Origin of the sequence: Actinoplanes sp. HUAS TT8, from assembly GCF_051380535.1 — a bacterium.
GTDB lineage: Bacteria > Actinomycetota > Actinomycetes > Mycobacteriales > Micromonosporaceae > Actinoplanes.
The window spans coordinates 11,120,286-11,145,989 of sequence record NZ_CP195646.1 but is presented as its reverse complement, the minus strand read 5'-3'; the positions used below and the strand labels follow the sequence as shown (position 1 = coordinate 11,145,989).

Sequence of the window (25,704 nt, the reverse complement as noted above, 5' to 3'; positions counted from 1 at the left end):
TGTACAGCGTACTTGTACGACGTACATGTACCTCGTACATGAGACCTGTACGTTGTATGGTTGTCAAGTGACCCCAGCTGAACGACTCACCAAGGCGGCCGTCGCCGAGCGGGCCCTGCGCCTCGCCGACGAGGAAGGCCCGGACGCGATCACCATCCGTCGCCTGGCCAAGGAGCTGGGCGTCACCCCGATGGCGCTGTACTGGCATTTCAAGAACAAGGACGAGCTCCTGCTCGGCGTCGTCGACCACGTGCTCAGCGACGTCCGGGCCGACCGGACAGCCGGCGATCCGTGGCAGAAACAGCTCCGCACGATCGTCGAAACTGTGGTCGGCGTCATGCGCGCGCACCCGAGCCTGCCCGAGCTGCTGCACTCCACCGACAAGACGCAGACACCGAGCTTCACCCGCGCCACCAACGACACCCTCGCGCTGCTGGCCGACGCCGGCTTCGACGTCGAGGAGTCCTACTGGATCGCGATGTACCTGCTCAACGGCGCGATGGGCCTGGTCGCGGGCCAGCCCGGCTGCCCGGCGACCGTGCCGCCGGAAAAGGCCGAGGAGTGGCGCCGGCAAAAACGCGTCCAGATGGAATGCCTGCCGGCCGACCGCTTCCCGATGATGATCGAGTTCGCCAAGACGTTCGAGCGGGCACCCGACCTGGAGCGGTACTACGCGTTCGGCCTCGACCTGCTGATGTCCGCGGTCGAGACGATGGCAGTCTCTCGTTAACCCGGGCCGCCCCGGCCCTCCATCTGCGACCGCTTGGCTGGACCGTCATGCGGGGGATTCCCAGAACGGCGACAGCACTGCTGTGCGCCGTGACAGTCATGACAACCGGAACGCCGGCCTTCGCCGGGACGTCCACCAGAATCACCGGCGCCGGGGACACCGGCAGCGCCAACGCCGTGGACTGGTGGTCGGCACAACGGCCGGGCGGCATGGTGATCAACTACGACGGCGTCGGGTCGACGGCCGGCCTGAACCACTTCGCGAACGGCCTGGTCGACTTCGCCGTGACCGACCTTCCGTACGACACACCGCCGGCCTCGGCTTTCACGTACGCCCCGCTGGTCGGCGACGCGGTCGACTTCGCCTACCGGCTGACCGCCGACGGCCGGCGCGTGACCGATCTGCGCCTGTCCGAACCGGTCCTGGCCGGGATCTTCACCGGCACGATCACCCGCTGGAACGACCCGGCGATCGCCGCCGACAACCCCGGCGTCACGCTGCCCGGCACCGCCGTCCGCCCGGTGGTCCGCGCCGACGCCAACGGCACCACCCTGGCCTTCACGTCCTGGCTGGCCACGCGCCGGCCCGCACAGTGGGCCGAATACTGCGGGTCGTGCGGGGCGACCGCGCTCTACCCCGTCAACGGCGGGAACTTCGTCGGGTTGGCCGGAGCGCTGAACACGGCCGGATTCGTGGAGAACAGCGAAGGGTCGATCGCCTACGTCCCCCACCCCTACGCCCTGAGCACCCGCAACACCGTCGCCGAGATCCGCAACGTGGCCGGCTTCTGGACCAGGCCGACCGCGACCAGCATCACCATCGGGCTCACCCGGGCCGGCCGGACACCCGACCTGACACCGGCCTTCGCCAACCCGGACCCGCGGGCCTACCCGGTGCCGTTCTATCACTACCTGGTGGTGCCGACCGCGACCACGGCACGGTTCACGGCCGACGCCGGGCTCGGCGTGACCCGCTTCGCCGGGTACGCCATCTGCGCCGGTCAACAGCAGGTGGATCTGCTGGGATACGCGCCGATCCCGCTCAACCTGACGACCGACGCCATGGAACAACTGCGGCGGGTGCCCGGGGCCGACACGTCGGTACTGCAGGTAACGGGCTGCGCCAACCCGACCTTCCGGGCCGACGGAACCACGATCCTGGACACCGCGCCCTACCCGACCGCGCCAGACCCGACCGAGATCATCACGACGACCGTGGAACCGGGAACCCTCACCGTCTCGGTCGAGACCGGGGACGTCGTCCTTCCGTCGCCGGTCCTCTCGCCGGACGGAGAGACACTCGTCACCTCCGGCGACATCCGGACCGTGACCGTGGCCGACACCCGCGCCGGCAGCCCCGGATGGAACGTCAGCGGGCAGATCACCGACTTCACCGACGGGGCGTCCCACAGCATCCCGGCGGGACGCCTGACCTGGACACCGGCCGTGCTCGACGCCGGGCCGGCCCAGCACGTCACGGCCGGGCCGCCGGTGACGCTGGACCGGGCCGCGACGCTCGGATCGGGGGACGTGGGGACCGCTCGGCTCGGTGCGCATCTGGTCCTGAACGCGCCGACATCGACACTGCCGGGGACTTACTCGGCGGTCCTGACGTTCACGGCCATCTAGCATCGGTCCTCGGGTACACCGAGGTGTCGGTGGCGGCGGCGACTCAGGCTCACGCCGAGATGTCCGTGGCGGCGGCGACTCGGGATCGTGCCGAGGCGTCCGTGGCGGCGGCGACTCGGGATCGTGCCGAGGGTCGGTCGTGCCGGTGCCTCGGTTTCGCACCGACGTTGGAGGAGGTCCGATGCGGCAGGCGCAGCGGCTGAAAAGTGTCCGGTACGACATCCGCGGCCCGGTGCTGCGCCGGGCCCAAGAACTGGAGGCCGCCGGTCACCGGATCCTCAAGCTGAACCTGGGCAACCCGGCGCCGTGGGGGCTGGCCACGCCCGAACCCATCGTGGCCGACGTGGTGCAGAACATCGTGGCCGCCCAGGGCTACAGCGACGCGCGCGGCATCTACTCCGCGCGGGTCGCGGTCGCCCAGCACTACCAGAACCTGGGCGTGACCGGCGTGCAGCCGGACGACGTACTCCTCGGCAACGGCGTCTCCGAACTCATCGTCATGGTGCTGCAGGCGCTGCTCGACACCGGCGACGAGGTGCTCGTCCCCAGCCCCGACTACCCGCTCTGGACCGGCGCGGTGAACCTCTGCAGCGGACGCGCGGTGCATTACCGCTGCGACGAGAGCGCCGGCTGGGCGCCCGACCTGGAACACATCGCGTCCCGGATCACCGAACGCACCCGCGCCCTCGTCGTGATCAACCCGAACAACCCGACCGGCGCGGTCTACTCCGAAGAGGTCCTGCTCGGCATGATCGAGCTTGCCCGCAAACACGGTTTGCTGATCTTCGCCGACGAGATCTACGACAAGATTGTGTACGACGGAGCGACGCACCACACGCTCGCCGCCCTCGCCCCGGACGTTCCGGTCGTCAGCATGGGCGGCCTGTCCAAGGTCTACCGCGCCGCCGGTTTCCGCTCCGGCTGGCTCGCCACCAGCGGATTCAGCAGCGGCGGGGACTCGGATTACCTGGACGGGCTGCAACTGCTGGCCAACATGCGCGTCTGCCCGAACGTGCCGGCCCAGCACGCGATCCAGACCGCGCTCGGCGGATACCAGAGCATCGAGGAGCTGACCCGCCCCGGCGGCCGCCTGCTGGAACAGCGCGACCACGCCTGGCAGTCCCTCGTCGACATCCCCGGCGTCGACTGCGTCAAGCCGGCCGGCGCCCTCTACCTCTTCGCCCGCCTCGACCCCCAGGTCCACAAGATCCACGACGACGAGCGCCTGGTCATCGACCTGCTGGAACAGCAGCATCTGCTCATCTCCCACGGCAGCGGCTTCAACCTGGACACCCCGGACCACCTGCGCCTGGTCTTCCTCGCCTCCACCGACGTCCTCGACGACGCCGTCTCCCGAATCCGCACCTTCCTATCCACCTACCACCAGTAGCCCCACCCACCCAACCGCCGCCGCACCACACCCAGCGGCCGCCCGCCCGGCGGCGCCCGCCCAACGGCCGCCCGCTGGGTGGGCGCCGCCGCTCCGGGCACTGCACTCCCCAACCGGTAAACCGCACCGCCACCGCGTGCCCATCAGGCAGCCGCGCCGCCACCGGCGTCTCACCACCGGCGTTTCACCGCGCACCCGCCGACCGGGTGGCCGCGCCGGCGGATGGCCCGAGCCTCACCCCGCTCGGGTGTGGCCCTCCTCGGCGAGCCCGTTGTCCCGCACCCAGTTCGTGATCGCCACCCGATTGGGCAGCCCGAGCTTGCTCTGGATCGCCGCCACGTGCCCCTTCACCGTGCTGAGCGTGATGAACAGGACGGCGGCGATCTCCGGGTTGGTCCGGGCGCGGGCGATCTCCCGGGCCACCGCCAGCTCCCGATCGGTGAGGCTGTGCCGGATCGGCCCGGACGCCGGCCGCGTCGCATTCAACTGGCGCACCAGCCGCGCCGCCACCGCCGGCGAGATCAGCGACTCCCCGTTGTGCGCCGCCCGAACACCCTCGATCAGCAGCTGTCTGCTGGCCCCCTTGAGCAGGAACCCGGTCGCCCCGGCCCGCAGCGCCCCGTCGACATACTCGTCCTCGCCGAACGTGGTCACCACCACGATCCGCAGCGGATCCTTCACCCCGGGCCCGGCCAACGCCCGAGTCACCTCGACACCGTCCATCCTGGGCATCCGGATGTCGATCAGGCAGACGTCCGGCCGGAGCCGCCGCGCCAGCGTCAGCGCCTCCAGCCCGTCCCCGGCCTCGGCGACCACCTCGATGTCCGGCTCGTCGTCCAGGATCACCCGAAGGCCTTTCCGAACCATCTCCTGGTCATCAGCGATCAACACCCTGATCGTCACGTCGGTCCCCCTAAACGGCCACCGTCACGCCCCACCCACCAGCACCACGCCCACCCACCGGCGCCGCCCTCGCCGGGCAGCATCACGCTCACTCAGCGGCACCCCACTCGCCGGCGACTCCACGCTCACCCACCGCCACCACGCTCACCCACCGCCACCACGCTCGCCAGGCGGCGCCACCCTCACTCGGCGGCACCACGCTCAGCCACCGCCACTACCCTCACTCAGCGGCGCCACGCTCGACAGCCGCTGGTCATGCGTCGACCGTTGCCGGGAGGGTTGCGGCGACCACCCACCCCGCGCCGTCGTGCGGACCGGCCCGGAAGGTGCCGCCCAACGCCTCGACCCGCTCGCGCATGCCCACCAGACCGTATCCCCCGCGCCGGCCCGGCCGTGTCGCCTGCGGCCCGTCGTCCGTGATCCGCACATGCACATCCTCCTCGTCGCGCCGGACCGTGACCGCGACCTCGCTCGCTTGTGGAGCGTGCCGCGCGATGTTGGTCAGTGACTCCTGCACGACCCGCTGCACCGTGCCGGCCACCTCCGGCGGCCAGGGCATTGGATCCGCCGGCAGGTCGAGCCGCACCGTCGGACCGTGCCGCTCGAACTGCCGGACCAGCTCACGCACCTGCTCCGGCGGCGCGGCCAACGCGTCGTCGCTGTCGCGGAGAAGCCCGACCACCCGGCGCATCGCGTCCAGCGCGTCCGCCCCGGCGCTCTCCACCGCTTCCAGCGATCCGTCCAGCTCGTCGGGTCGTTTCCTGGCCAGAATGCGCGCGCTCTGTGCCTGCACGATCAGCCCGGTCAGGTGATGAGCGGCCACGTCGTGCAGCTCGCGGGCCAACTCCAGGCGCACGTCACGACGTACCTTCTCAGCGGTTTCCTTCTTGGTTCGATCGGCCAGCCGCAGCGCGAGGCCGGTCGCGATCGCCCCGGCCCAGCCGATGGCGTTGAGCGCGGCCACCAGGTTCACCTGGCCGCCCACGGGTTGACCGGCCAGGAAGACGAGCAGAACGACCGTCAGCGCCCCGGCGACGACGGCGACCGCCTTCGAGTACGAGCTGCGGCGCACCACCATCCCCACCAGCACCGCGAGCGCGAGGATCCCGGCCGGACCGGGCTCCCGCGGCAACCCGGCGAGACGCGCGATCAGGGCCGACGCCATCGCCAGCACCAGACCGAGAGTCGCCGCCGCGATCGGGGCCCGCCGCCGCGCGAGCGCGATCGCGCCCAGGCACAGCCCCATCGCCGCGCCGAACAGCCAATACCACCCGCCCCAGCTGGTCGCGATCGCCGCGGCGGTCAGCGCCACCGCGAACACCAGCGCGGTGGCGAGCACGAACTGGATGAGTCGTTCCCGCATCTCCACAGCGGACACGGTACGTCGGCGGCCAGGCCGCCGTACCGGCCGAAAGTACTGCTCGCCCCTTCTTTGGAAGGGTGTGCGCGAACGCCCGGATCAGCACGATGGTCGGCATGTCCTCCGTGCTCAAGGCCATCGGCCTCACCAAGCGATACGGCAAACATCTTGCCCTGACCGACTGTGATCTGGACGTGCCGGCCGGCCGTGTGACCGGCCTGGTCGGGCCGAACGGTGCCGGCAAATCCACTCTGCTGCAGCTCGCCTGCGGCCTGATCGAGCCCACCGCGGGCACGCTGGAGGTGCTCGGCGGCCGGCCCGGCGCGACCGCCGCCCACCTGGCCCGGGTCGGCTTCGTCGCCCAGGACACCCCGATCTACACCTCTCTTACTGTCGAGGAGCATCTGCGCCTCGGCGCCCGGCTCAACCCCGGGTGGGACGCCGGTCTCGCCCGTCGCCGGGTGGAGCGGTCCGGTCTGCGTCCGGGGCAGCGGGCCGGGCGGCTCTCCGGCGGTCAGCGCGCTCAGCTCGCGCTCACCCTGGCCGTCGCCAAGCGCCCCGACCTGCTGATCTTCGACGAGCCGGCGGCCGCTCTCGACCCGCTCGCCCGCGACGCGTTCCTGCGTGACCTGCTGGAGTCGGTGGCCGAGCTGGGCGCGTCCGCGGTGCTCTCGTCCCACCTGCTCGGCGACGTCGAACGAGTTTGCGACCACCTGATCGTGCTGGCCGGCGGCCGGGTCCGGGTCGCCGGCGACGTGGACGCACTGGTCACCGGCGCGCATTCGCTGGAGTCGCTCGTGCTCACCCATCTCAAGGAGGCGACTCGATGATCTGGCTGAGCTGGCGACAGTTCCGGGTTCAGGCCCTCGTCGCGGCGGTCGCGCTTATCCTGCTGGCGGCCGGTCTGGTGGTGCTCGGCCGGCAGATCCGTGACGGCGGCTATTCCGGCGCCGAGCTGCGGGAACACTTCCAGGGTCGCGTCTATCTGCTCGACGCGGTGCTGCTCCTGATGCCGGCGCTGATCGGGCTGTTCTGGGGTGCGCCGCTGGTCGCCCGGGAGTTGGAGGCCGGCACACACCGGCTGGTCTGGAACCAAAGCGTCACCCGGCGGCGCTGGCTGACCGTCAAACTACTGCTCACCGGCCTGGCCGCGGCTGTCGCCGGCGCGCTCACCAGCGCGTTGCTGACCTGGGCGGCCAGTCCGCTCGATCGGTTCACCGGCGACAGATTTTCCACGATCTTCTTCGGTACGAGGAATCTGGCGCCCGTCGCGTACGGAATCTTCGCCCTGGTCCTGGGCATCGTCGTCGGTCTGCTGATCCGGCGGACGGTCCCGGCCATGGCCCTCACCCTGCTGGCCCTCGTCGTGACTCAGGCGCTGACGCCGAACCTGATCCGCCCGCACCTGATGACCCCCGAGCACATGTCCGCACCGGTCACCGCCGAGGTGGTGCGCAACCTGACCTTCCTCGGGCAGCAACCGGAGATCTCCGGCCTGAAACTGCCCGGCGCCTGGGTGATCAGCACCAGCCGGCTACGCACGGCCGACGGTGCAACGGTCCCGGCCGACGCGTACGGCAGGTGCGTCGCGGGCTCCTTCGACAAGGCCGCGGACTGCCTGGGCGCGCTGAATCTGCACGTCGACATCGACTACCAGCCGACAAGTCGCTATTGGACCTTCCAGTGGCTGGAGTCCGCCCTCTATCTGGGGCTGGCCCTGCTCCTGACGGCACTGGGCCTGTGGCGGATCCGCACCTCCGCCGACTAGGACGCCGGCATCCCACCGGGGCGCGCCGGAGTAGGACGCCGGCATCCGCCGGAGCGCGCCGGAGACCGCGCTCGCACGCCCGGCTCGCGAGTGCGCGAACCGGGGATCGAGTGGGCGGGCTTTCTCTAGGCGTCCTCGGGGACCGCGGTGACGTCTACCGCGTTCTCCTTTGCCCGGAGGGCCAATTCGACGGCTTCCGCGATGCGGGCTTCCTCGCGGGCCTTGCGGCGGGTGCGGGTGCGGCGGCGCAGCCAGATCAGGGCGATCAGGGCGGCGATCAGGACGATCAGCAGCACGGTCAGAGTCCAGGGGAGGGCCCAGACATGAGCAGTTCCGGTGACCGATGCGAGGGCCGTCGTCGAGCCCGAGTCGTCGGTGACGAGTGGGGTCAGCTCGGCGGTGGCGGTGAGCAGGACGGCCGGGGCCACGCCGTGTACGGGGACCGATACCTTCCAGCTCTCGCCCGGGAGCAGCTCCGGCGGTGCGGCGATCGCGGCGGCGTCGGTGCGGAACCAGCCGAACGGGCCGGAGAGCGACACGGCCTGCTTCGCGGATTCGACCGCGTTGCCGGTGTTGTGGATCGTGTAGGTGACCGTAGCGTCGCCGCGGGCGAAGGCCGCGCCGGACCAGTCGACCTTCAGGTCCTCGACGGCGAGGGACGGTACCAGCGCGCCGCCGACCCGCAGCTTGATCTTGATGCCGAGGCGGCGCTCGACGTTGACCTGGGCGTTCGAGTCGGGTGCGGTCAGCGAGGTGACGATGCCGCCGACGTAGTCGCCGGGGGTCGCGTTCGCCGGCACGGTGACCTTGAACGGCACTTCGACGATCTTGCCGGCGGGCACGGTCACGGTCTGCGTGTCCGCGGTGACCCAGACGCCGACGCCCTTGGACTTCTTGTCCCGCGCGAGCAGGTCGAGTTGCCCGGTCGAGGTGGTCAGGCCGTCCGCGGCGTAGACCTCGAGCTTGAGCGGGGTGGCCCCCTTGTTGGACACGACCAGCCCGTCCTCGGCCGACCCGCCGGGGTTCACCGAGTAGCTGTAGCTGGACCGGTCGTTGCCGTAGGTGTTGGAGGCGGTCCGGACCGCCCAGGTGACGTCGTCACCCTCGGCCAGCGCGGGCGCGCCACTGAAACCGACGACCGCGACGGCGGCCACCAAGCTGAGCCCGACCACCGTGGACACGGCGGCGGGGCGGAGGCCGATCACCGCGGTGGCGGCTTTCCGGAGTGCGGGGGCCCGGCCGGCGAGACTGAGACGCATGTCGAAATCCTTGAGGGGGTACGGCGGAGCGGGCACCGCTTGGCAAAGCAGCGCCCGCTCCAACTTCCGGTCGAACGATCAGCTGCTCAGCGCGGTGATCGTCAGGGTGGTGCGGTAGCTGCCCTTGTCGACGCTGTCCGGAACCTTGAAGTTCAGGGAGGCGCCGAGGGTGGCCGAGCCACGACCGTGGCCCTGCGCCGCCGAGCCCAGCACGCTGGACTCGGACAGGCCCTTGCCCTGCTCGGTGGCGTTGGCGACCGCCGGGCCGGGGTTCGCACCGGCGCCGGAGGCGACCAGGTACGGGGTCCAGCCCAGGGCCGACGCGGCGATGGTCTTGCCGGCGTCCTTGAAGTCGCCCACGGTGGCCGAGATCGACCACGGCGAGAGCGTACGACGGCTGTCCGTCACCTTGATCGGGTTGATCTTGCCGGTCGCGGACAGGTTGTAGGCCTGGTCCTCGGTGGCGGTGCCCAGGTCGACGAGGCCGTTCTGGCCGTCGATGGTCCAGCCGAACTCACCCGGCGCGAGGGTCGGGACGTTCACCTGGATGTCCTGGCTGTCGCCGTGGTACGGGTGCACCGTGACCTTGTCGACGACGGTGCCGACACCCTTGTCCGAGCCGTTCGAGCACGAGGTGCCGAGCTCGACCGACGCGTTCGGGGCGGCGCAGGTGCCGCTGCGGACGTCGGCCACGACCAGCTTGTCGTTGCGGACCTCGACCTTGATGTACGACCGCACGTGCTCCTGGTTCTGCACGGAGTTGTACCAGTAGTTCTCCGGCTTCAGCGGGTCCGGGCCGTTGCCCGCGCCGCCGACGCCGGTGTTGTCCGGGTTGGTGATGTCGTAGTACTTCGAACCCGAGGCCGAGTTCGCGGTCACGTACAGCACACCGCCGGGGCCGGCGAAGACCTCGGACTGACCCGGCTGCTCAGCCGCGTCCGCCTTCTGGCCGTTCTTGATCAGGTAGCTGCGGGTGTACACGTGGTCGTGGCCCTGCAGAACCAGGTCGACGCCGAGCTTGGAGAAGGCGGTCGGGAAGTCGACCCGGCGCACCTTGTTGTCCGCGTCCTTGGCGTGCGACGCGGCCGAGTAGATCGAGTGGTGGTAGACCAGCACGGTCCACTTCGCGTCGCCGCCGTGCTTGTTGACCACGTCGGTCACGTAGGCGACGTGGGCCGCGTCGCCGCCACCCTTGTTGCTGTCGTAGGAGTTGCTGTTCAGGTCGATGAACAGCGTGTCCTTGTAGATGTACCAGTAGTCGCCGCCCGACGTGGTGGCGCCGGAGCTGTCCGCGTAGTAGGCGGTCGACCGGTCGGTGTTGGGCGTGTACAGGTGCTGCTCGTACGCCTTGCCACCGACGTCGTGGTTACCGATGGTCGCGGCCCACGGGTACTGGCGCAGCTTGTCGGAGGCCAGGAAGGCGTTCCACTGCGACTCGGTGTTCGCGGTCTCGACCTGGTCGCCACCGGAGACCAGCAGTTCGGCGTTGGGGTTGGCGGCGGTCGACACGGCCAGCGTGTCCTCCCAGCCGGCCTGGTCCTTCGCCACGTTGCCGGAGGCACCGATCTGCGGGTCGCCGTAGAACAGGAAGTCGTAGTCGCCTTCGAAGTCCTGCGTCTTGAACTGGTACGCGTTCGACCAGGCGCCCTCGGCGCCCACCCGGTACGAGTACGCGGTGTTCTCCTGCAGACCGCTGATGGTCGCGTGCCGGTTGTACCCACCGCTGGTGGCGATGTTCGCGGCGCCGGTCGCGGCGAAGGTCACGGCGGTCGCCGGGAACTCGCCGTTGACCAGGGAGGCGGTCGGGGCGACCTGGACCTGCTGCGCGGTGTCCACGCTGGAGTACCAGGTCACGATGCGCTGCGCCTCGTTGGCGCCCACACCGAGGATGATCGCGGAGACCGAGCTGTCGGCCGCGACCGCAGGGGTGACGAGGCCGCTGCCGAGGGCAACGGCCATGCCGAGGAAGACCGCGGTGGCCCCTGCGGCCACACGGTTCCGAGCAAGCCCGGAGGCCTGCTTCGAGTGGTTGGTTCTCATCGGTGTCCGTTCCTTGTTCCGGATGAGAGAGAGATGGCTTCCCGCTGTGAAACTTCTGGGAGGCGTGATCAAGCTGGTCCCGCCGGATGAACCGAGCGTTAACAAGATCAAGAGGATCGGTGGCACCCACCGGAAGACCTCAGCCCTGCAGCACCCGCTGCACGAACCAGATCATCCCCATCACGGACACACCCGCCGAAATGATCCCGGTGGTCCACAGTCCAGCCCGGGGTGACCTACGTCGCAGGACGATGAGCAGCGGAAAGACCACGGCGATGATCCCGAGTTGAACGGTCTCGATGCCCACGTTGAACACCAGCAGCGACCACAGCAGCGTCCAGGAGAAGGCTTCGTCGATGCCGAGTGCCCCGGCGAACCCGAGCCCGTGCACCAGACCGAAAAGGAACACCACGCCGAGCCGGGTCCAGCCGGCCCGGTCCAGGCCACGGCCGGGCGGCAGGTCGGGCACGTGGGTCCGCAGCCGCCACAGATGCCAGGCCGCGACCACCGCGATGGAGAGCGCGATGATCGGTTCGACCACGGCGGCCGGCACGCTGACCAGGCCCAGCGCGGCGAGCATGAAGGTCACCGAGTGGGCCGCGGTGAACGCGGTGGCGGCCAGCACGATCTCGCGCAGCCGGCGCGAGCCGGCGATCAGCGCCACCAGGAACAGGATGTGATCGATGCCGGTGAGCAGGTGTTCGGCGCCGAGCAGGAAGAACTCGCCGAACCGCTGCTGCCACGACTGCCCGGTGGAGAAGGTCGGCTGGTTCGCGTCGAGCGCGGCGCTTCCGGTGCGGCCGTCCAGTTTGTAGGTGACGATGGTCTTGACGCCCTTGACGTAGGTTTCGCTGTCCGGAAACAGCGCGCTGCGCACCTCATGCGCATCCGAGGTCTTCGGGCAATTCCAGTCAAGGACCAATTTCGCGTACGGAACGGATTCGCGCACCTCCATGACGAAGTCCCCGACCGGCGTGGCGGTGCAGTCCTGGCCCGCCGATCGCACGCCGAACCGCCCGGTCAGGTACCTGACCGCGGAGTCCTTGTGCGAGGTCAGCGCCGCCCCCATGGCGGTGTCGTCCTCGGCGTCGAACGCGTCGGTGCCGGCCCGGAACAGCGGGTCGTCCTTCTCGTAGTCGGCCGCCGAGACGATGAACAGGTCGTACTCCAGCTCGACGGTCGTCCGGACGTGACCGGGGTCTCCGGCGGTGACGTCGACGTAGACGGTCGAGCTGAAGCCGTGGGCGAGTGCCGGTCCGGCACTCAGCAGGACGGCCGCCGTGGCGGCGGCCCCCAGGACGGCGGCGGCGATGGCACGGCGCAACACGGTGGCTCCTTCAGATATGGCCTGAGCACCGTGCACGCCCCCGGTGAACAAGATCAAGACGCTAGGCGAACCGCTGGCGACAAGGTGGTCCCCCGGTCTTGAAACCGGCCGGATCCGGTGTAGGAAGGGGGCGATCGGGCCGGCGGCCGGGCGCGCGGACGCGTCGCCCACGGCGCCGGCCGCCACCCCCACCACGAGGTAGACCCCCTTGCGCCACCCGTTCCGGGCCGTCGCCACGCTCGCCGCGGCCGCCATGTTGATCACCGGGTGCGGCTCCGGCGACGACTGGTCCGAGCCGCACGCCGCGCCCACCCCGGTCGGTTCTCTGGGTCCGGGTTTCCTGGCCCCGTCGGCGAGTCCGGCGCCGGAGAGCACGATCACGCCCGCGCCCGGTTCCTGGTCCGGCGTGCACCCACCCGAGGGCTATCGCGTGGTGCTGCTCACGATCGGTGACGACGCGCCGACCAAGGCCCTGGTCACCGCCGTGAACGATTGGGCCAAAACCGAAAAAGCCGATTTGCGTACGGTGGTGGCCAGCGCTCACGACCCGGTGGCCAGTATCAGCGCGGCGATCCAGCTCAAGCCCGACCTGATCGTCAGTGCCGGCGACTCCCTGGTCGACCCGCTCGCGATCGTCACCGCCAGCCACCTCGACCAGCAGTTCCTGGTCGTCGGCGCCGAGCTGGCCGAGCCGACCGGCAACGTCACCGCCACCGACTGGGCCGGCGCGTCGTTCCGGGGCGAGGGGCTCGGCTCGGCGTCGACCTACGATCCGGCCTCGTTCACCGCCGAGCGCTGCGGCAACGCTGTCCGGGCGGGCGTCGCCGCCGTGCTCCACCGGGTCACCGGCGTGATCGTCTGGTTGAGCTGATGCACATCCCCATCGACCCGGACTCGCCCACCCCGCCCTGAGCGATCGGGGTCGCGCGGCTCCGCCCGTACCCAATCGGGATTTTGATCTTTAAAAAGCCCTGGTCAGCGGGAGTGGCCGGTGGCCAGCACCCGCGCCGGGACGTCGATCTGGTCGACGTCCTCGGTCGCCTCGTCGAGCGCGGCCGGGTCCGGTTCGACACCGATGCCCGGCTTGTCGGGTACCTGGATGTAGCCGTCCCGGTCGACCACGACCGGCGGCGTGATGTCCCGCGTGAAGAACCGCTCGGATGCCGACAGGTCGCCGACCAGCGTGAAGTGCGGCAACGCGGCCAGAGCGACGTTGGCCCATCGGCCCAGGCCGGTCTCCACCATGCCGCCGACCCAGACCGGCACGTCGCGCTCGGCGCAGACCCGGTGGATCTCCCGGGCCTCCAGGTAACCGCCGACCCGGCCGGGCTTGATGTTGATGATCGCGGCGGCGCCCCGGTCGATGGCCTCGATCGCGTCGGCCGTGCAGGTGATCGGCTCGTCCAGGCAGATCGGCGTCGTGAGCTCGCGGGCCAGCTTGGCGTGCCCGTCGAGATCGTCGGCGGCGAGCGGCTGCTCGATCATCAGCAGGTCGTACCGGTCGAGCTCGGCGAGATGCTGGGCGTCGTCCAGCTTGTACGCCCCGTTGCCGTCGACCTGCAGCGGCACCCTCGAACCGAACGTGTCCCGGACCAGGCGCACCGGCTCCACGTCCCAGCCAGGCTCGATCTTCAGCTTGATCCGCCGGTAACGCTCCTCGACCAGGTAGCGCCGGACGGTGTCGATCAGGTCCTTCTCCGGCATGATGCCGACCGAGACGCCCGCCTCGACCCGGGTGCGCTTGGCGCCGAGATACTCGGCCAGGGAGCGGTGGTCCAACCTCAACTGGGCGTCCAGCAGCGCCATCTCCAGCGCCGCCTTGGCCATCGGGTGGCCCTCGGCCCGGGTGAACGCCTCCTTGGCGCCCTCCGCGGTGACCGACTCCATCTCCAGGACCATCGGGATGAGCGTCCCGCGCAGCATCTTCACCGCGTCGTCGATGGTCTCGGGCGAGTAGACGTCGACCTCCATGGCCACGCACTCGCCCCAGCCGACCACGCCCTCCTCGGTGCGGAGCCGGACCAGCAGGGCGTGCTTCCAGTCCTCGGTGTAGCGCGAGGTGCGGAACGGCGTGACCAGCGGCAGGCGCACCCGGCGGAGCTCGACCTCGGTGAGCCTCATGCCGCGGACTCCGAGGCGTCACCGGGCACCAGAACGTACTCCCGGGACTCGCTCATGCCGGCGACCCGGTAGCCCTGCGTCAACAGCGACTGGAACTGCTTACGCACGGTCAGCCGCTCCTGCTGCGCGGCCTCCGGGTCCTTCTCACGCAGCATGGTGATGTCCTTCGGTACGGAGATCAGCTCCGCGCCGGGCGTCGCCACGGCGTGCCGCCTCGCCCCGATGCCGTCTCCACTCATGGCCCGCTCCACCCACGGGTCGTGGAGATCCCACGTGACCAGCAGACGGTCGGTGATCTGGTCGGTGTTGGCACCATCGTCCATCCGGCCGTAGAAGTCCGGTTCGTAGGAGGTCACCGTGGCGCCGAGCTTGCACAGATTGAAGTACGCGTTGCGGGACACCAACGGATCGAAAGTCCACACGATAGTTGGCAAACCCCGGGCCAGTGCCCACAGACGCTGGTGCCGCTTCATCGCGTAGCCGACACCGTGATTACTCTTCGTAGCGTCCACACCGGCGATATAGGACTGCAGGTAATCCGGCGGGCCGTCGTCCGAGCTGGAGGCGAATATCCCGACCGTGCAGCCGATGATCTCGCCCTGGGAATCGAAGACTCCGGCCACGTAGTTACGCCCGTGGCTGAGGGTGCGCAGCAGGACTCCGCTGATCACCTCGTTGCGTTCGCTCCCGTCACGGGCGCCCCACACGTTCCACAGAAGCTCGGCGGCGGCGTTCAGATGCTCCGCGGTGTGCAGCATGACCACATCGGCGTCGATGCCGTTCGTGGTTTGCCGCTCGACCACGGCGCCTCCGGTTCTGACCACCGCTACCGCTACCTACCCGTCCGTCAGGCTGAACACGAGAGGTTTTCGTGTCAGTCGGAATCCGGGCTCCGGAGTCGCTGCCCGGCAAGCGTTCTGCGCGAAACCGAAGCGGACCCTACCACCGATTGAGGCTGTAACTAATAACCCTACCGCGCCCCGGTGTCGAGCGCCGTAACTTGCGAAATTGACACGCTCGACGCGTGAAACCGCAGCAAGAGGCCCCGAAGAAGAGGATCAGATCGTCTCCCCGGAAGCCTAACCACTATGGATCTCGTAATCACCCGAAAGCGCTACACAAAGAATTTTTCGTCACCGGAAAAGCTGTGCTTTCTCGGGTGGTCGATTGACCAGGGCGGCCGCCATCGCCATCTGATCACGAACACGCTGGACCGAGGCTTCCCATTGTTTGGACAGTCCGGCCCGGGCCTCCAGTTCGGCCCAGACCTCGTGGGCCGTCTCGCCGAGCCGGGCCGCGGGCATCCACAGGTGCAGCAGATGATCGACGGCCGGCCGGAGCCGCAGAACACTCTGCGCGGGCTGCTCCACCCCGATCTGGCTCTGCTCGATGACCAGCAGCAGCGCGGTGAGGAGCCAGTCGTGCAACGCCAGGTCCTCACAGAGCTCCACGACGGAGTCGATGTCGGAGGGCTCGGTGCCGTAGGCGACGCGGAGGGTGCGCAGCCCGTCCTCCCGGACGTAGAGGTTGACCCGGACCGCGCCCGGGTCGACGTTCCCGTCGACCGTGGCGGCCCAGCGCATCACCGTCCGCTGGGTGCGCAGCGGCGGCCGCTGGTCCAGCGCCGGCGAACCCTGCACCTCGGTGAGGAGCCGAACGCAGAACGCGCCCATGCCCATCGTGGAGGTGGTCCGGTCGGCGCCCAGGTGCGCGGCCAGGATGCCGGGCAGATCGGCCCTGCCCAGCGCCTCGACCACTCCGAGCCGGGCCAGGTAGTGCGACCACGGGCGCCGGTGGCCGCCGCCGACCGGGTCGATCCGGGCGACCGTGGAACCCTGCAGGACCCGGCCGCCGGTCAGGCAGGCGCGGCCCATCAGCGTGCCGACGCCCCGCACCTTGGGGCCGGAGCGGGCCACGATCCGGCAGTCCACCCCGGTGTACGTCTTCGGGCTGACCGCGTGGCTGATCGGCCGCTCGAAGACCCGGACCCGTTCGCCGGCCAGCAGCGCCAGGGCGGTCTCGGCGAGTTTCGAGGGCATGCCGCCGGAGTGGCGCAGCGCGGCGGTCTGCACCTCACCCAGGACCAGCACCGCGCACCGGTCCGGTGTCCACGAACAGGTACTGGATCCGGTCGACCACCTCGGGCGGCAGCTTGATCCGTTCCCCGTCGGCCCGCGCGTCGACCTCGGCGAGAACCGCCGGGTCCACGGCCACCTGCTGCAAGATCGTGCGGACGGCGCCCTCGATCGGCAGGAACAGCGGGGCGCAGATGGTCATCGCCCGGTACGCGTTGAACGGCGCCGCGCGCTTGTTCAGCTGCAGGACCATGGGCAGCGCCCGCCAGCTGTCCGGCAGCTCGGCCGGCGGCGGTTGCGGCTTCGCGACCCAGCGACCGTTGTCCCGCAGCACGCCCAGCCGCAGGAGCTGCCACACCGCCGCGAGCATGGCGCAGGACCAGACCCGGCCCTTCTTCGGATCGTCGCTCCACAGTTCGATGTCGGCGAAGATCGAGTGGTTGACCGCCGCGTTCTCGGCCGGCGGACGCCACTGCGTCGGCCGCTTCATCGCCTCGTGGGTCTCGGTGGCCGGCGACCGCTGCCCGTTGCAGAGCCAGCCGGTCTGGCGCACCGGCGGCCGGGCGCCGGTGGTCTCCGGCGGCGGGTCCTCGACCAGCCGGGCCTCGACCAGCTCGGCCAGGGACAACCCGGGCGGGCCGCTCTCGGACGTCTCGGCCTGATCGGCGTCGACCGGCACGGTGTGCGCGCAGCCGGACTCGCGTACCAGATAGTCGATCTCCAGATCGGCCTTGCGGGCGGCGTCGATCAGCTTGTCGACCAGGGCCTTCGGCGGGTCGAGCTTGCCGAAGTAGTCGTCGATCAGGACGCACGTGCTGATCCGCGGGGTCACCTTGAGGCCGGACGTCTCCAGGGCCGTCCGGGCGGCGCTGTACCAGATGCCGATCTGCCGGAAGTGGTCGATGAAGAAGTCCTCGTTCTGCCGCAGGTCGGGCGCGTAGAAGTGACCGAGCTCGACCGAGAGGTGGGCGAGCGGGATCGACGCGTTCCGCGCATCCGCGGTCGACTCGTGGAAATCGGCCTGCGCCTTCATGCGCCGCTCCACTCCTCGTCCGTGGCGATCTTGCGGGCCAGCTCGTCGAAGGCCTCGACCGTCGAGTTGTTGGCGATGTCCCGGGCCACCACGTCGTTGTCCGAGATGAGCTGTTCCCGCCACTGCAACACCGGGTCGAGCGGCACCGAACCGAGCATCGCGCTGCGGCCGACCTGGTGCACGGCGGCCAGCCGGCGCAGGTCCTCGTCACAGTCGCGCAGCCACGCCACCTGCGCCGGCCGCAGGCCGCTGAGCTCGATCGAATCGGGGTCGACCACGGCCGTACGCACGAATTTGATTGCCGCTTGAAGCTTTTCCCGGTCGTGCCCGGCGCGCTCGCCGACGTCGAGGATGCCGTCCCGGCCGAACACCAGGCCGGCCGCGGCCGGGATGTGCTGCCGGGTCCACCGGTGGAAGATCAGCCAGCGGGCGGCCACCCCGCGCAGGGCCGGATCCGAGGTCGCCTCCAGGACCAGTTGCGTCGCGTAGGACCGACCGGCACTCAGGTCGATCAGGCACATGTCGAACTCTTCGTCCAGCGCCTGGAGCAGCTGCACGCAGCGGCGCAACGCCTCCTTGTCCGGCCCGAACTCGCCGCCGTCCTGATCGCCGGGGAAGAGCATCAGCTTGCCCGAGCCGGGTGGGCGCTGCCGCAGGCTGGCCCGGGCCGAGCGGCTCCAGACGTCGATCCGCTGCGGCTCGCCGGTGGCGACCACGTCCGGCTCCAGCAGGTAGGTGTGCAGCCCGCCGCCCTGCCGGACGCCGCGTGTCGCATCGGCGATCTGAAAGATCGAGCCCGCGGTCGGGGATCCGAAGTCGAAATCGAGGTAGCAGACGTCGGCCCCGGTGAGGGCGCTGCGATAGACGACGTTGCAGCTCGTGACCGACCTTCCGGTGCCTCCCTTGTCGGAGGCCGCGAAGACCAGCACCCTAGTCTCCAGCCTCGAATTCCCGGGCCGCCGCGAGTTTGTCGAGATCTCGCAGCACCTCCAGGAGGATCGAGGCGGCGGTGCCGGGCCGGGTCGGCATCATCTGGCGGGCTCGCCGGAGGCCGATCGACTGCCGGTTGAGGCTGTCCCGCAGGGCCGGGCCGCCCTCGCCGGAGCCGCGCAGCTGCTCCTCGTCGAAGACGTCCTCGGCCTCGATCAGCAGCTCCGAAGCCATGTCCGAGAGCATCGAGCCGGGCGGCGGCTCCCCCTGGATGAGGTCGGCCGCGGTGCCCATGCACTGGACCACGCGAGTCGTGTGGTACCAACTGGGCCGGTCCCGGTGGGGCAGGGTCGGATAGACGTTGGCCGGGTCGTCCCACAGGCCGGCGCCCTTGCCGTCACGCAGCCGGCGGCGCTCCAGGTGCCGCCACGTCTCGTCGGACAGACGCAGCAGCCGGGCCCGCTCGCGGTGGTCGTTGACCTGCGCGGCCAGCGCGAGCGAACGGCCGAGCAGCAAGCTGGACAGCTCGCCGAGACGCCAGCCGATCCTCGGCGCGCCCGGGCTGATCTGGTCGGCGCCGACCAGGTTGACCCACCGGCCGGGCTGGTGCAGCGTGAGCGCCGGGTCGTTGGAGAGCGGGCGGCGCCGGATGCGACCCCGGTCGGCCAGGTCCTCCAGGACCCGGGTGACCCGGGCCAGGTCGGCGTCGGGGGCACCCCGGTCGGCCAGCGAGTGCCGGACCAGCGAGACGACCAGCAGACTGTAGTAGTCACTCTCCTGGTCGTCGGTGGTCCGCCAGGGCAACTCCTCGACCGGCCATCTCTGGTCGCCCATGGTCGCGATCGTCGACCAGTAGCGCTGGGCCAGGTCCCACTGGAGATTCAGGACCCGGGCCAGTTGCTGCTGGTCCTCGTTGAGCAGACCCATCAGGCGGGTCTCCTGGGAGAACAGGTCACGAATACCGTCGACCGCCACCACGGTGAAGTAGAGGTAGGGGAAGGACTCGGCGTAACCGGGCTGCCCGTACACCGCCGAGGCGGTCTTGACCTCGTCCGACCCCTGGACCACGCCCCAGGACCAGCCGCACTCGAAGAGCTTCTCCCGGTTCTGCAGCAGGTCTTCGACCTGCTCACCGGCGATGCCGAGCTCGCGGAGGCCGGCCATCACGTCGCGCAGCGAGCTGCGGATCCGCGCGACCAGGTCGCCCGAGAAGTTCGACCCGGGGTAGACCGTCTCGCGCAGCACCCGGTGCTCCAGGTCGTCCGGCTCGAAGATGCTGATGGTGAAGCTGCGCTGCAGGCCGGCCATCGCGGCGGTGAGCCGCCGCTGCGTGTCCTCCTCGACCCGGGCGATCTCCTCCAGGTGCACCTTGCGCTGCACCTGGGGGCGGTAGCTGCGCAGGAACCGGATGACCGCGGTGCAGAACACGATCGAGGTGGAGAAAGCGTCCACCACCTCCAGCTCGAACTGCTCCGGGGTGGGCTCGGTGTCGTCGTCGGGCGCGGTGGTCAGGTAGTTGCCGCCGGCGAAGATCGGGAGCTGGGTCTTCGGGTCGCTGTACCGCGTCAGGTACTGCCCGATGAGGCCGACGATGCGCTGCGGGATCTCGACCGGGCCACCGAAGGCCGCGAGCGCCAGGCAGACGTCGGTCTTGGTCTCGTCCGGCCGGTCGAAGCGGATGGCCGGCAACTTCTGCGGCGGGAGCAACAGGCAGAGCAGCAGTTCGGCGTCGCTGATCGAGTTGCTGCCGCCACGGTCCGCCCAGTTGAAGGACTGGACCGGGCCACACCACTTGGAGATCGCTTTCCACACCGACAGCAATTCCTGGCGCGGCTGAAGTCTCATCGGTCGGCTACCACCGTTCATTCATCCTGGTCAATGTCGACACGGTGAGGCCGCCACCGCCCGGCACACTCAGGAAATAACCGATCTTCTGCGGCGTAGCATATCTCGTCACATGTCCAGCGGGGACCCCGAACATTATGGACAATAACCGACTTAACCCTCTTAAGGGAAGGCTGCTGTTTTCGATCATCATTGTTGATAGTCTCGTGACTCGCATGGTCGTCTGAGATCGCTCCGGAGAACCTCGCGCATCCGGAGAGGGCTCCCGCAGGTGGGGAGATCACCGGTTAACGCCTCGTCGCCGATCATGATCCTGCACTGCCGGGACCTTCCGGCCCTGATGCGGTCCCCAGCTGCGGGAACGCTATCTCCGCACGAGCTCGCGGGCAATCTTGTAAATGATCTCAAAGCGTCCGGCGGTGCGACCGGACCCGATCTGATAATGATCAGCGGGAATCTCGCGGAACGGGCGACCTCGGCCGAATACGAGCGGTCTCACCAGTTCCTCAGCGCACTTCGGGAAAATCTTCGCATCGAAAATCAGCGAATTATTCTGGTGCCCGGCAGTCTCGACGTCAACCGCGGCAAGTGCGAGGCCTACTTCCTTCAGTGCCGGGCCGACGAGACCGATCCGGTGCCACCCTTCTGGGAGAAGTGGCAGCCGTTCTCCACGATGCTGCGCCGATTCCAAGGGGCCGAACTCCCCAAGGACCAGCCGTGGTCCCTGACCGAATACCCGGACCTGCGGGTGGTGGTCGCCGGGCTCAACTCCACGATGGCCCTCACCCATCAGGAACAGGACCGGGCGGGCGCGCTCGGCGACCCGCAGATCGACTGGTTCGCCGACCGGCTCAGCGCCCCGCCGCGCCGGGACTGGCTCCGCATCGGGGTGATGCACCACCGGCCCGAGGGCGTCGAGGCGATCACCGACGCCGAGCGGTTCGCCGACGTGCTCGCCCCGCACCTGGATCTGCTGCTGCACGGGCAGCCGGGCGAGCCGGCGGTCACCCGGCTGGTGGACGAGGGCACGCCGGTGCTCGGGAGCCGGCGCGCCTGGCAGATGATCGAGGCGCGGGCCGACCGCGTACGGCTGAATTCCGGAGCCGAACCGATCCCGCTGCCGCATCCCCTCCCGCGGCGCTCGGTGCCCCGCCCGCGCCGGCCGGAGCCACCACCGGCCCTGAGCCGCCTGACCGCCCGGGTCACCGACGTGTGCCGGCTGCGCAACAAGGGCGCCGAGGTGGTCTCGAACGGGCCGGAGAACTCGGAGCGGGTCGCCTACCTGCGGGTCTCGCCGGCCCGGTCCCGCGGCGACCACGGGCCGGTCGAGCAGTACCCGGTCGGGATCTGCGCGGCCGAGCCCACGCGGGCCGACGTGGACTGGTTCGTCGACGTGCTGGCCCAGTTCCGCACCAGCGGTTCGGACCGCACGGCCGAGCTGGTGCACGACGGCGAACCGGCCGGCCGGGAACTGCGTGACTGGGCCGAGAGCCGGGGCGTCTTCCTGGTCACCTTCGCCGACTTCCAGATCGGCCCGGACCTGGCCTCGTTCGCCCGTAACCAGGCGGCCGCGCTGGAGGCCGACCCGGTCTACCGGTCCGACCTGTACGTCCCGCAGCGCTACACCGAGTTCGTGACCCCGTCGGCCGTGGCCTCCGAGGAGTTGCCCGCCACCGACCTGCTGGCCTGGCTGCGCCTGTGGGTCGGCAAGCCGGCCGGGCGGCTCGTGGTGGTGCTCGGCACCTTCGGGCACGGCAAGACGTTCCTGCTCCGGGAACTGGCCCGGCGGATGACCCGGGAGGGCGCCCGGACCGTGCCGGTCCTGATCGACCTGCGCGAGTTCGAGAAGGCGTACAGCCTGGACGAGCTGATCGCGGTGCAGCTCTACCGGCAGCGCCAGCGCAAGTTCGACCTGGACGTGATCCGCTACCTGTGCCGCGAGGGCCGGGTCACGCTGCTCTTCGACGGCTTCGACGAGCTGGCCACCCGGGTCAGCTACGACCGCGCGACCAACCACCTGGACACCATCGTGCAGGCCGCCGAGGACCGGGCCAAGGTCGTCGTCACCAGTCGCGACCAGCACTTCCTGACCGACACCGACGTGCTCACGGCGCTCGGCACCCAGCTCGGCACCGACCGGCGGGTGGTGCGGCTGGCCAACTTCGACGACGAGCAGATCGTCGCGTTCCTCACCAACAAGCTCAACGACGCCGAGGGTGCCCGCGCCCGGTTCGAGCTGCTCAGCGAGGTCAAGGAGCTGCTCCCGCTGTCCCGCAACCCGCGGATGCTGGGCTTCATCACCGAGCTGGTCGAGGAGCCGCTCGGCGTGGACGCGACCGGCGGCGACCCGATCACCGCGGCCCGGCTCTACCGGCGGGTGCTGGACCGGTGGCTCGACTACGAGGCCCGCCGGCTGGAACGGCTCGGCCCGGGCGCCCCCGACCGGGCCGACCTGCTGGTCGCCGTGACCCACCTCGCGCTGCGGCTGTGGGACCAGCCGAACGACAGCCTGAGCCTGGAGGACCTCGGCGAGGCCGCGCGGGCCCTGTCCCAGCTGACCACGACCGGCGCCGGCGACACCACCGCGCTCGAACCGCAGGAGAGCGCCCACGTCCTGGGGTCGAGCACGCTGCTGGTCCGCTCCGGGGACGAACGGTTCACGTTCGTGCACGACTCGGTCCGCGAGTGGCTGATCGCCAACCACCTCGCCGCGCAGCTGCCCGGCAACATCACGGCCGGCATGATCGGCCACAAGTGGCAGCCGCTGATGATCGAGTTCCTGTGCGGGCTGGCCGGCAACGACGTCATGCGCGACTGGGCCGAGGAGATCCTGGCCGGGCGGCCCACCTCCCGGGTGGTCGGCAGCAACGCCGTCAAGGTCCTGCGGCACCTCGGCGTGGACAGCTCGGCCACCCCGCTCAACATGGCCGGGCTGGACCTGCGCGGCTACGACCTCTCGGCCCGCTTCCTGATCGGGGCCGACCTGAGCGAGGCCGACCTGACCGACGCCAGCCTGGTCGGGGCCGACCTGACCGACGCCAAGGCGATCGGTGCCACCCTCACCGGCGCCCGCCTGGACCGGGCCACCCTGCGCGGGACCGACCTCACCGGCGCCGACCTCAGCGGGGCCCGGCTGCTCGGGACCGACCTGACCGGGGCGGCGCTGAACGGCGTCCGGCTGCGGCGGGCCGCCCTGGTGGCCACCACCGGCATCGCCGACGGGGCGCTGCGCGAGGCCGACACGCTGGGCGCGGCGCTGCCCGGGGCCGGCCCGCCGGAACCGCAGATCGCGTCCACCTCGGTGATCCGGGCGGTCGCCGTCGTCTCCGGCGTGCGGCTGCTCGCCGGGGCCGGCGCCGACGGCGTGATCCGGATCTGGGACGCCATCAACGGCCGGCCGCTGCGCATGCTGCCGGGGCACACCGGCGCGCTGTGGGCGATCGCGTTCAGCGCCGACGGCCGGTACCTGGCCAGCGCCGGCGACGACGAGTCGGTCCGGATCTGGGACACCACCGGCGGGCGGACCGTGCACACCCTGGTCGGGCACATGCTGCGGATCCGCGCGCTCGCGTTCAGCCCGGACGGCAAGCACCTGGCCAGCGCCGGCGACGACGAGGACATCCGGATCTGGGACACCGACAGCGGCCTGGTCGTACGCACCCTGCACACCGGGGGCGGGCGGATCCACGCGCTCGCCTACCAGCCCCGCGGCGGGCATCTGGCCAGCGCGGGCGACGACGAGGCGGTCACCGTCTGGGACACCGGGACCGGCCAGGCCCTGCACACGCTGACCGGGCACACCGGCACGGTGCACGCGGTGGCGTACGCGCAGGACGGCAATCGGATCGCCAGCGCCAGTGACGACCGCCGGGTGCTGATCTGGGACGTCGCCGGCGAGACGGTCGAGCACCGGCTGACCGGGCACACCCAGTGCATCCGGGCGATCGCCTTCCACCCGGACGGGCGCCGGGTGGCCAGCGCCGGGGACGAGGGCGTGATCCGGGTCTGGGACAGCCTGGCCGGCACCTCGCTGCGGCCGCTGACCGGGCACGACGGGCGGGTGCACACCCTCGCCTACTACCCGGACGGGGAGCATCTGGCCAGCGCGGGCGACGACCGTACGGTCCGGATCTGGGACACCGCCGACCGCCGCCCGGAACGGACACTGCGTCCCGCCGGCGGCAACTCGCAGGCGCTCTGCTTCGCGATCGGGCCCGGCGACGAACGAACCGACGACGCCCGCGACGACGACCCGTGGCTGGCCGTCGGCTCGGGCGACGGCGCCGTCCGCCTGTGGAGCCCGGAGGCCGGGGCCGAACCGCGCGTGCTCAGCAAGCCGACCGTGACCGAACCGAACGTCCCGCCCCAACCGGCCGTCACCGCCGTCGCCGCACACGGCGAGCGCCTGGCCACCGCCACCGCCGACGGCGGCATCCGGATCTGGAACACCCGGGCCGGCACGCCCGGCACCCGGATGACCGGGCATCGGGGCCTGGTGCACGCGATCGCCTTCGACCCGGCCGGGCGGTACCTGGTCAGCGCCGGGGCCGACGGGACCGTACGCCTGTGGGACGTCGCCGGCACCGAGGAACCGCGCCCCCTGGCCGGCCAGCGCAGCACCGCCACCGCGGTCGCGTTCCGGACCGTCGCGTTCACGCCCGACGGGCAGTCGGTGGCCGGCGGCGGCACCAACGGGGCACTCCGGATCTGGCACCTGCCCACCGGAGAGTGGGAGAGCCTGGCCGGGCACACCGGCACCGTACGGGCGATCGCCTTCTCCCCCGACGGCCGGCAGATGGCCAGCGCCGACGAGGACGGGGTGATCCGGTTGCGCAGCTCCGTCGGCGACCCGCCGATCGTGCTGACCGGGCACACCGGGGCGGTCACGGCGATCGGGTACTCGCCGGGCGGCGGCCACCTGGCCAGCGGCGGCACCGACGGCACGGTCCGGATCTGGGACAACGCGGCCGGGCGGCCGACCAACACGCTGACCGGGCAGTCCGGCTGGATCCGGGCGCTGAGCTACACCCCGGACGGGCGGCGGCTGGCCGCGGTGGGCGGCGATCACGCCGTCCGGATCTGGGACACCAGCCGGGCCGTACCGCACGCGGTGCTGGTGCCGCTCGGCGACGTCGGGTCGGTGGTGCTCTTCCACGACCAGCGGTACGTGCTCAACGGGCGGCCGGGCGACGAGTACTGGTACGCGCTCGGGATGTGCCGCTTCGATCCGGGCGACCTGGACCCGTACGTCGCGGCCCTGAAACCGGCCCGGCCCGGCGAACGCCTCTGGTGACG

At 70.5% G+C, this 25,704-nt stretch carries 17 protein-coding genes and 1 pseudogene; 7 read left to right on the top strand and 11 right to left on the bottom strand.

The annotated features are described in order from the left end of the window. Nucleotides 1-67 precede the first annotated feature (67 nt). From ACSHV8_RS49760 to ACSHV8_RS49750, 3 genes are all read left to right on the top strand, one after another. The gene (locus tag ACSHV8_RS49760; RefSeq protein WP_436527483.1) at nucleotides 68-730 is read left to right on the top strand and encodes a TetR/AcrR family transcriptional regulator; all 663 of its coding nucleotides are present in this window, start codon (nucleotides 68-70) and stop codon (nucleotides 728-730) included. Nucleotides 731-828: 98 nt separating this feature from the next. Further along, complete coding sequence (locus ACSHV8_RS49755; RefSeq protein WP_436527482.1) at nucleotides 829-2,358, top strand: substrate-binding domain-containing protein; 1,530 nt, start codon at nucleotides 829-831, stop codon at nucleotides 2,356-2,358. A 181-nt stretch (nucleotides 2,359-2,539) separates the two neighbouring features. After that, entirely contained in the window at nucleotides 2,540-3,748 is a 1,209-nt protein-coding gene (locus ACSHV8_RS49750; protein WP_436527481.1) for a pyridoxal phosphate-dependent aminotransferase, read from the top strand. Between the two features lie 234 nt (nucleotides 3,749-3,982). Here the strand turns inward: ACSHV8_RS49750 and ACSHV8_RS49745 are convergent, their stop codons facing one another. Then, nucleotides 3,983-4,651 carry a response regulator gene (locus ACSHV8_RS49745; RefSeq protein WP_436527480.1) on the bottom strand — a complete coding sequence of 223 codons (669 nt, stop codon included), beginning with the start codon at nucleotides 4,649-4,651 and terminating at the stop codon, nucleotides 3,983-3,985. 253 nt (nucleotides 4,652-4,904) lie between these two features. Next, nucleotides 4,905-6,014, bottom strand: coding sequence for a sensor histidine kinase (locus tag ACSHV8_RS49740; protein ID WP_436527479.1), 1,110 nt, complete (start codon nucleotides 6,012-6,014; stop codon nucleotides 4,905-4,907). 113 nt (nucleotides 6,015-6,127) lie between these two features. On the opposite strand from ACSHV8_RS49740, the pseudogene ACSHV8_RS49735 reads away from it, so the two are divergent. Together ACSHV8_RS49735 and ACSHV8_RS49730 are read left to right on the top strand one after the other, a co-directional pair. Beyond that, a pseudogene (locus tag ACSHV8_RS49735) lies at nucleotides 6,128-6,799 on the top strand (ABC transporter ATP-binding protein); the annotation flags it as partial. Between the two features lie 38 nt (nucleotides 6,800-6,837). Then, nucleotides 6,838-7,779: an ABC transporter permease subunit gene (locus ACSHV8_RS49730; protein WP_436527478.1), complete on the top strand. Its 942-nt coding sequence runs from the start codon at nucleotides 6,838-6,840 to the stop codon at nucleotides 7,777-7,779. A 125-nt stretch (nucleotides 7,780-7,904) separates the two neighbouring features. Here the strand turns inward: ACSHV8_RS49730 and ACSHV8_RS49725 are convergent, their stop codons facing one another. The 3 genes from ACSHV8_RS49725 to ACSHV8_RS49715 form a co-directional block, all read right to left on the bottom strand. Next, a complete protein-coding gene (locus tag ACSHV8_RS49725; RefSeq protein WP_436527477.1) occupies nucleotides 7,905-9,038 on the bottom strand; it encodes a WxL protein peptidoglycan domain-containing protein in 1,134 nt (377 codons plus the stop codon). Nucleotides 9,039-9,116: 78 nt separating this feature from the next. Beyond that, complete coding sequence (locus ACSHV8_RS49720; protein ID WP_436527476.1) at nucleotides 9,117-11,078, bottom strand: fibronectin type III domain-containing protein; 1,962 nt, start codon at nucleotides 11,076-11,078, stop codon at nucleotides 9,117-9,119. Between the two features lie 139 nt (nucleotides 11,079-11,217). Beyond that, complete coding sequence (locus ACSHV8_RS49715; RefSeq protein WP_436527475.1) at nucleotides 11,218-12,405, bottom strand: HupE/UreJ family protein; 1,188 nt, start codon at nucleotides 12,403-12,405, stop codon at nucleotides 11,218-11,220. Nucleotides 12,406-12,613: 208 nt separating this feature from the next. Here ACSHV8_RS49715 and ACSHV8_RS49710 point away from each other — a divergent pair, with 208 nt between their 5' ends. Continuing rightward, the gene (locus ACSHV8_RS49710; protein WP_436527474.1) at nucleotides 12,614-13,276 is read left to right on the top strand and encodes a hypothetical protein; all 663 of its coding nucleotides are present in this window, start codon (nucleotides 12,614-12,616) and stop codon (nucleotides 13,274-13,276) included. 104 nt (nucleotides 13,277-13,380) lie between these two features. On the opposite strand, the gene menC is transcribed toward ACSHV8_RS49710, so the two are convergent. The 6 genes from menC to ACSHV8_RS49680 all read right to left on the bottom strand — a co-directional run bounded on the left by menC (nucleotide 13,381) and on the right by ACSHV8_RS49680 (nucleotide 20,409). After that, nucleotides 13,381-14,526, bottom strand: coding sequence for an o-succinylbenzoate synthase (gene menC, locus ACSHV8_RS49705; protein ID WP_436527473.1), 1,146 nt, complete (start codon nucleotides 14,524-14,526; stop codon nucleotides 13,381-13,383). Continuing rightward, nucleotides 14,523-15,329, bottom strand: a complete 807-nt coding sequence (locus tag ACSHV8_RS49700) for a GNAT family N-acetyltransferase (RefSeq protein WP_436527472.1) — start codon at nucleotides 15,327-15,329, stop codon at nucleotides 14,523-14,525. The genes menC and ACSHV8_RS49700 overlap by 4 nt, the downstream gene beginning before the upstream one ends. Nucleotides 15,330-15,659: 330 nt before the next feature. Continuing rightward, nucleotides 15,660-16,616, bottom strand: a complete 957-nt coding sequence (locus tag ACSHV8_RS49695) for an SCO2521 family protein (protein ID WP_436527471.1) — start codon at nucleotides 16,614-16,616, stop codon at nucleotides 15,660-15,662. Then, nucleotides 16,600-17,634 (bottom strand): SCO2522 family protein, encoded by a 1,035-nt coding sequence (locus ACSHV8_RS49690; RefSeq protein WP_436527470.1) that lies wholly within the window; start codon nucleotides 17,632-17,634, stop codon nucleotides 16,600-16,602. The genes ACSHV8_RS49695 and ACSHV8_RS49690 overlap by 17 nt, the downstream gene beginning before the upstream one ends. After that, nucleotides 17,631-18,563 carry an SCO2523 family variant P-loop protein gene (locus tag ACSHV8_RS49685; RefSeq protein WP_436527469.1) on the bottom strand — a complete coding sequence of 311 codons (933 nt, stop codon included), beginning with the start codon at nucleotides 18,561-18,563 and terminating at the stop codon, nucleotides 17,631-17,633. The genes ACSHV8_RS49690 and ACSHV8_RS49685 overlap by 4 nt, the downstream gene beginning before the upstream one ends. Before the next feature lies 1 nt (nucleotide 18,564). Beyond that, nucleotides 18,565-20,409 (bottom strand): SCO2524 family protein, encoded by a 1,845-nt coding sequence (locus tag ACSHV8_RS49680; RefSeq protein ID WP_436527468.1) that lies wholly within the window; start codon nucleotides 20,407-20,409, stop codon nucleotides 18,565-18,567. Between the two features lie 556 nt (nucleotides 20,410-20,965). Here ACSHV8_RS49680 and ACSHV8_RS49675 point away from each other — a divergent pair. Continuing rightward, a complete protein-coding gene (locus ACSHV8_RS49675; RefSeq protein ID WP_436527467.1) occupies nucleotides 20,966-25,702 on the top strand; it encodes a pentapeptide repeat-containing protein in 4,737 nt (1,578 codons plus the stop codon). Nucleotides 25,703-25,704: the final 2 nt, after the last annotated feature.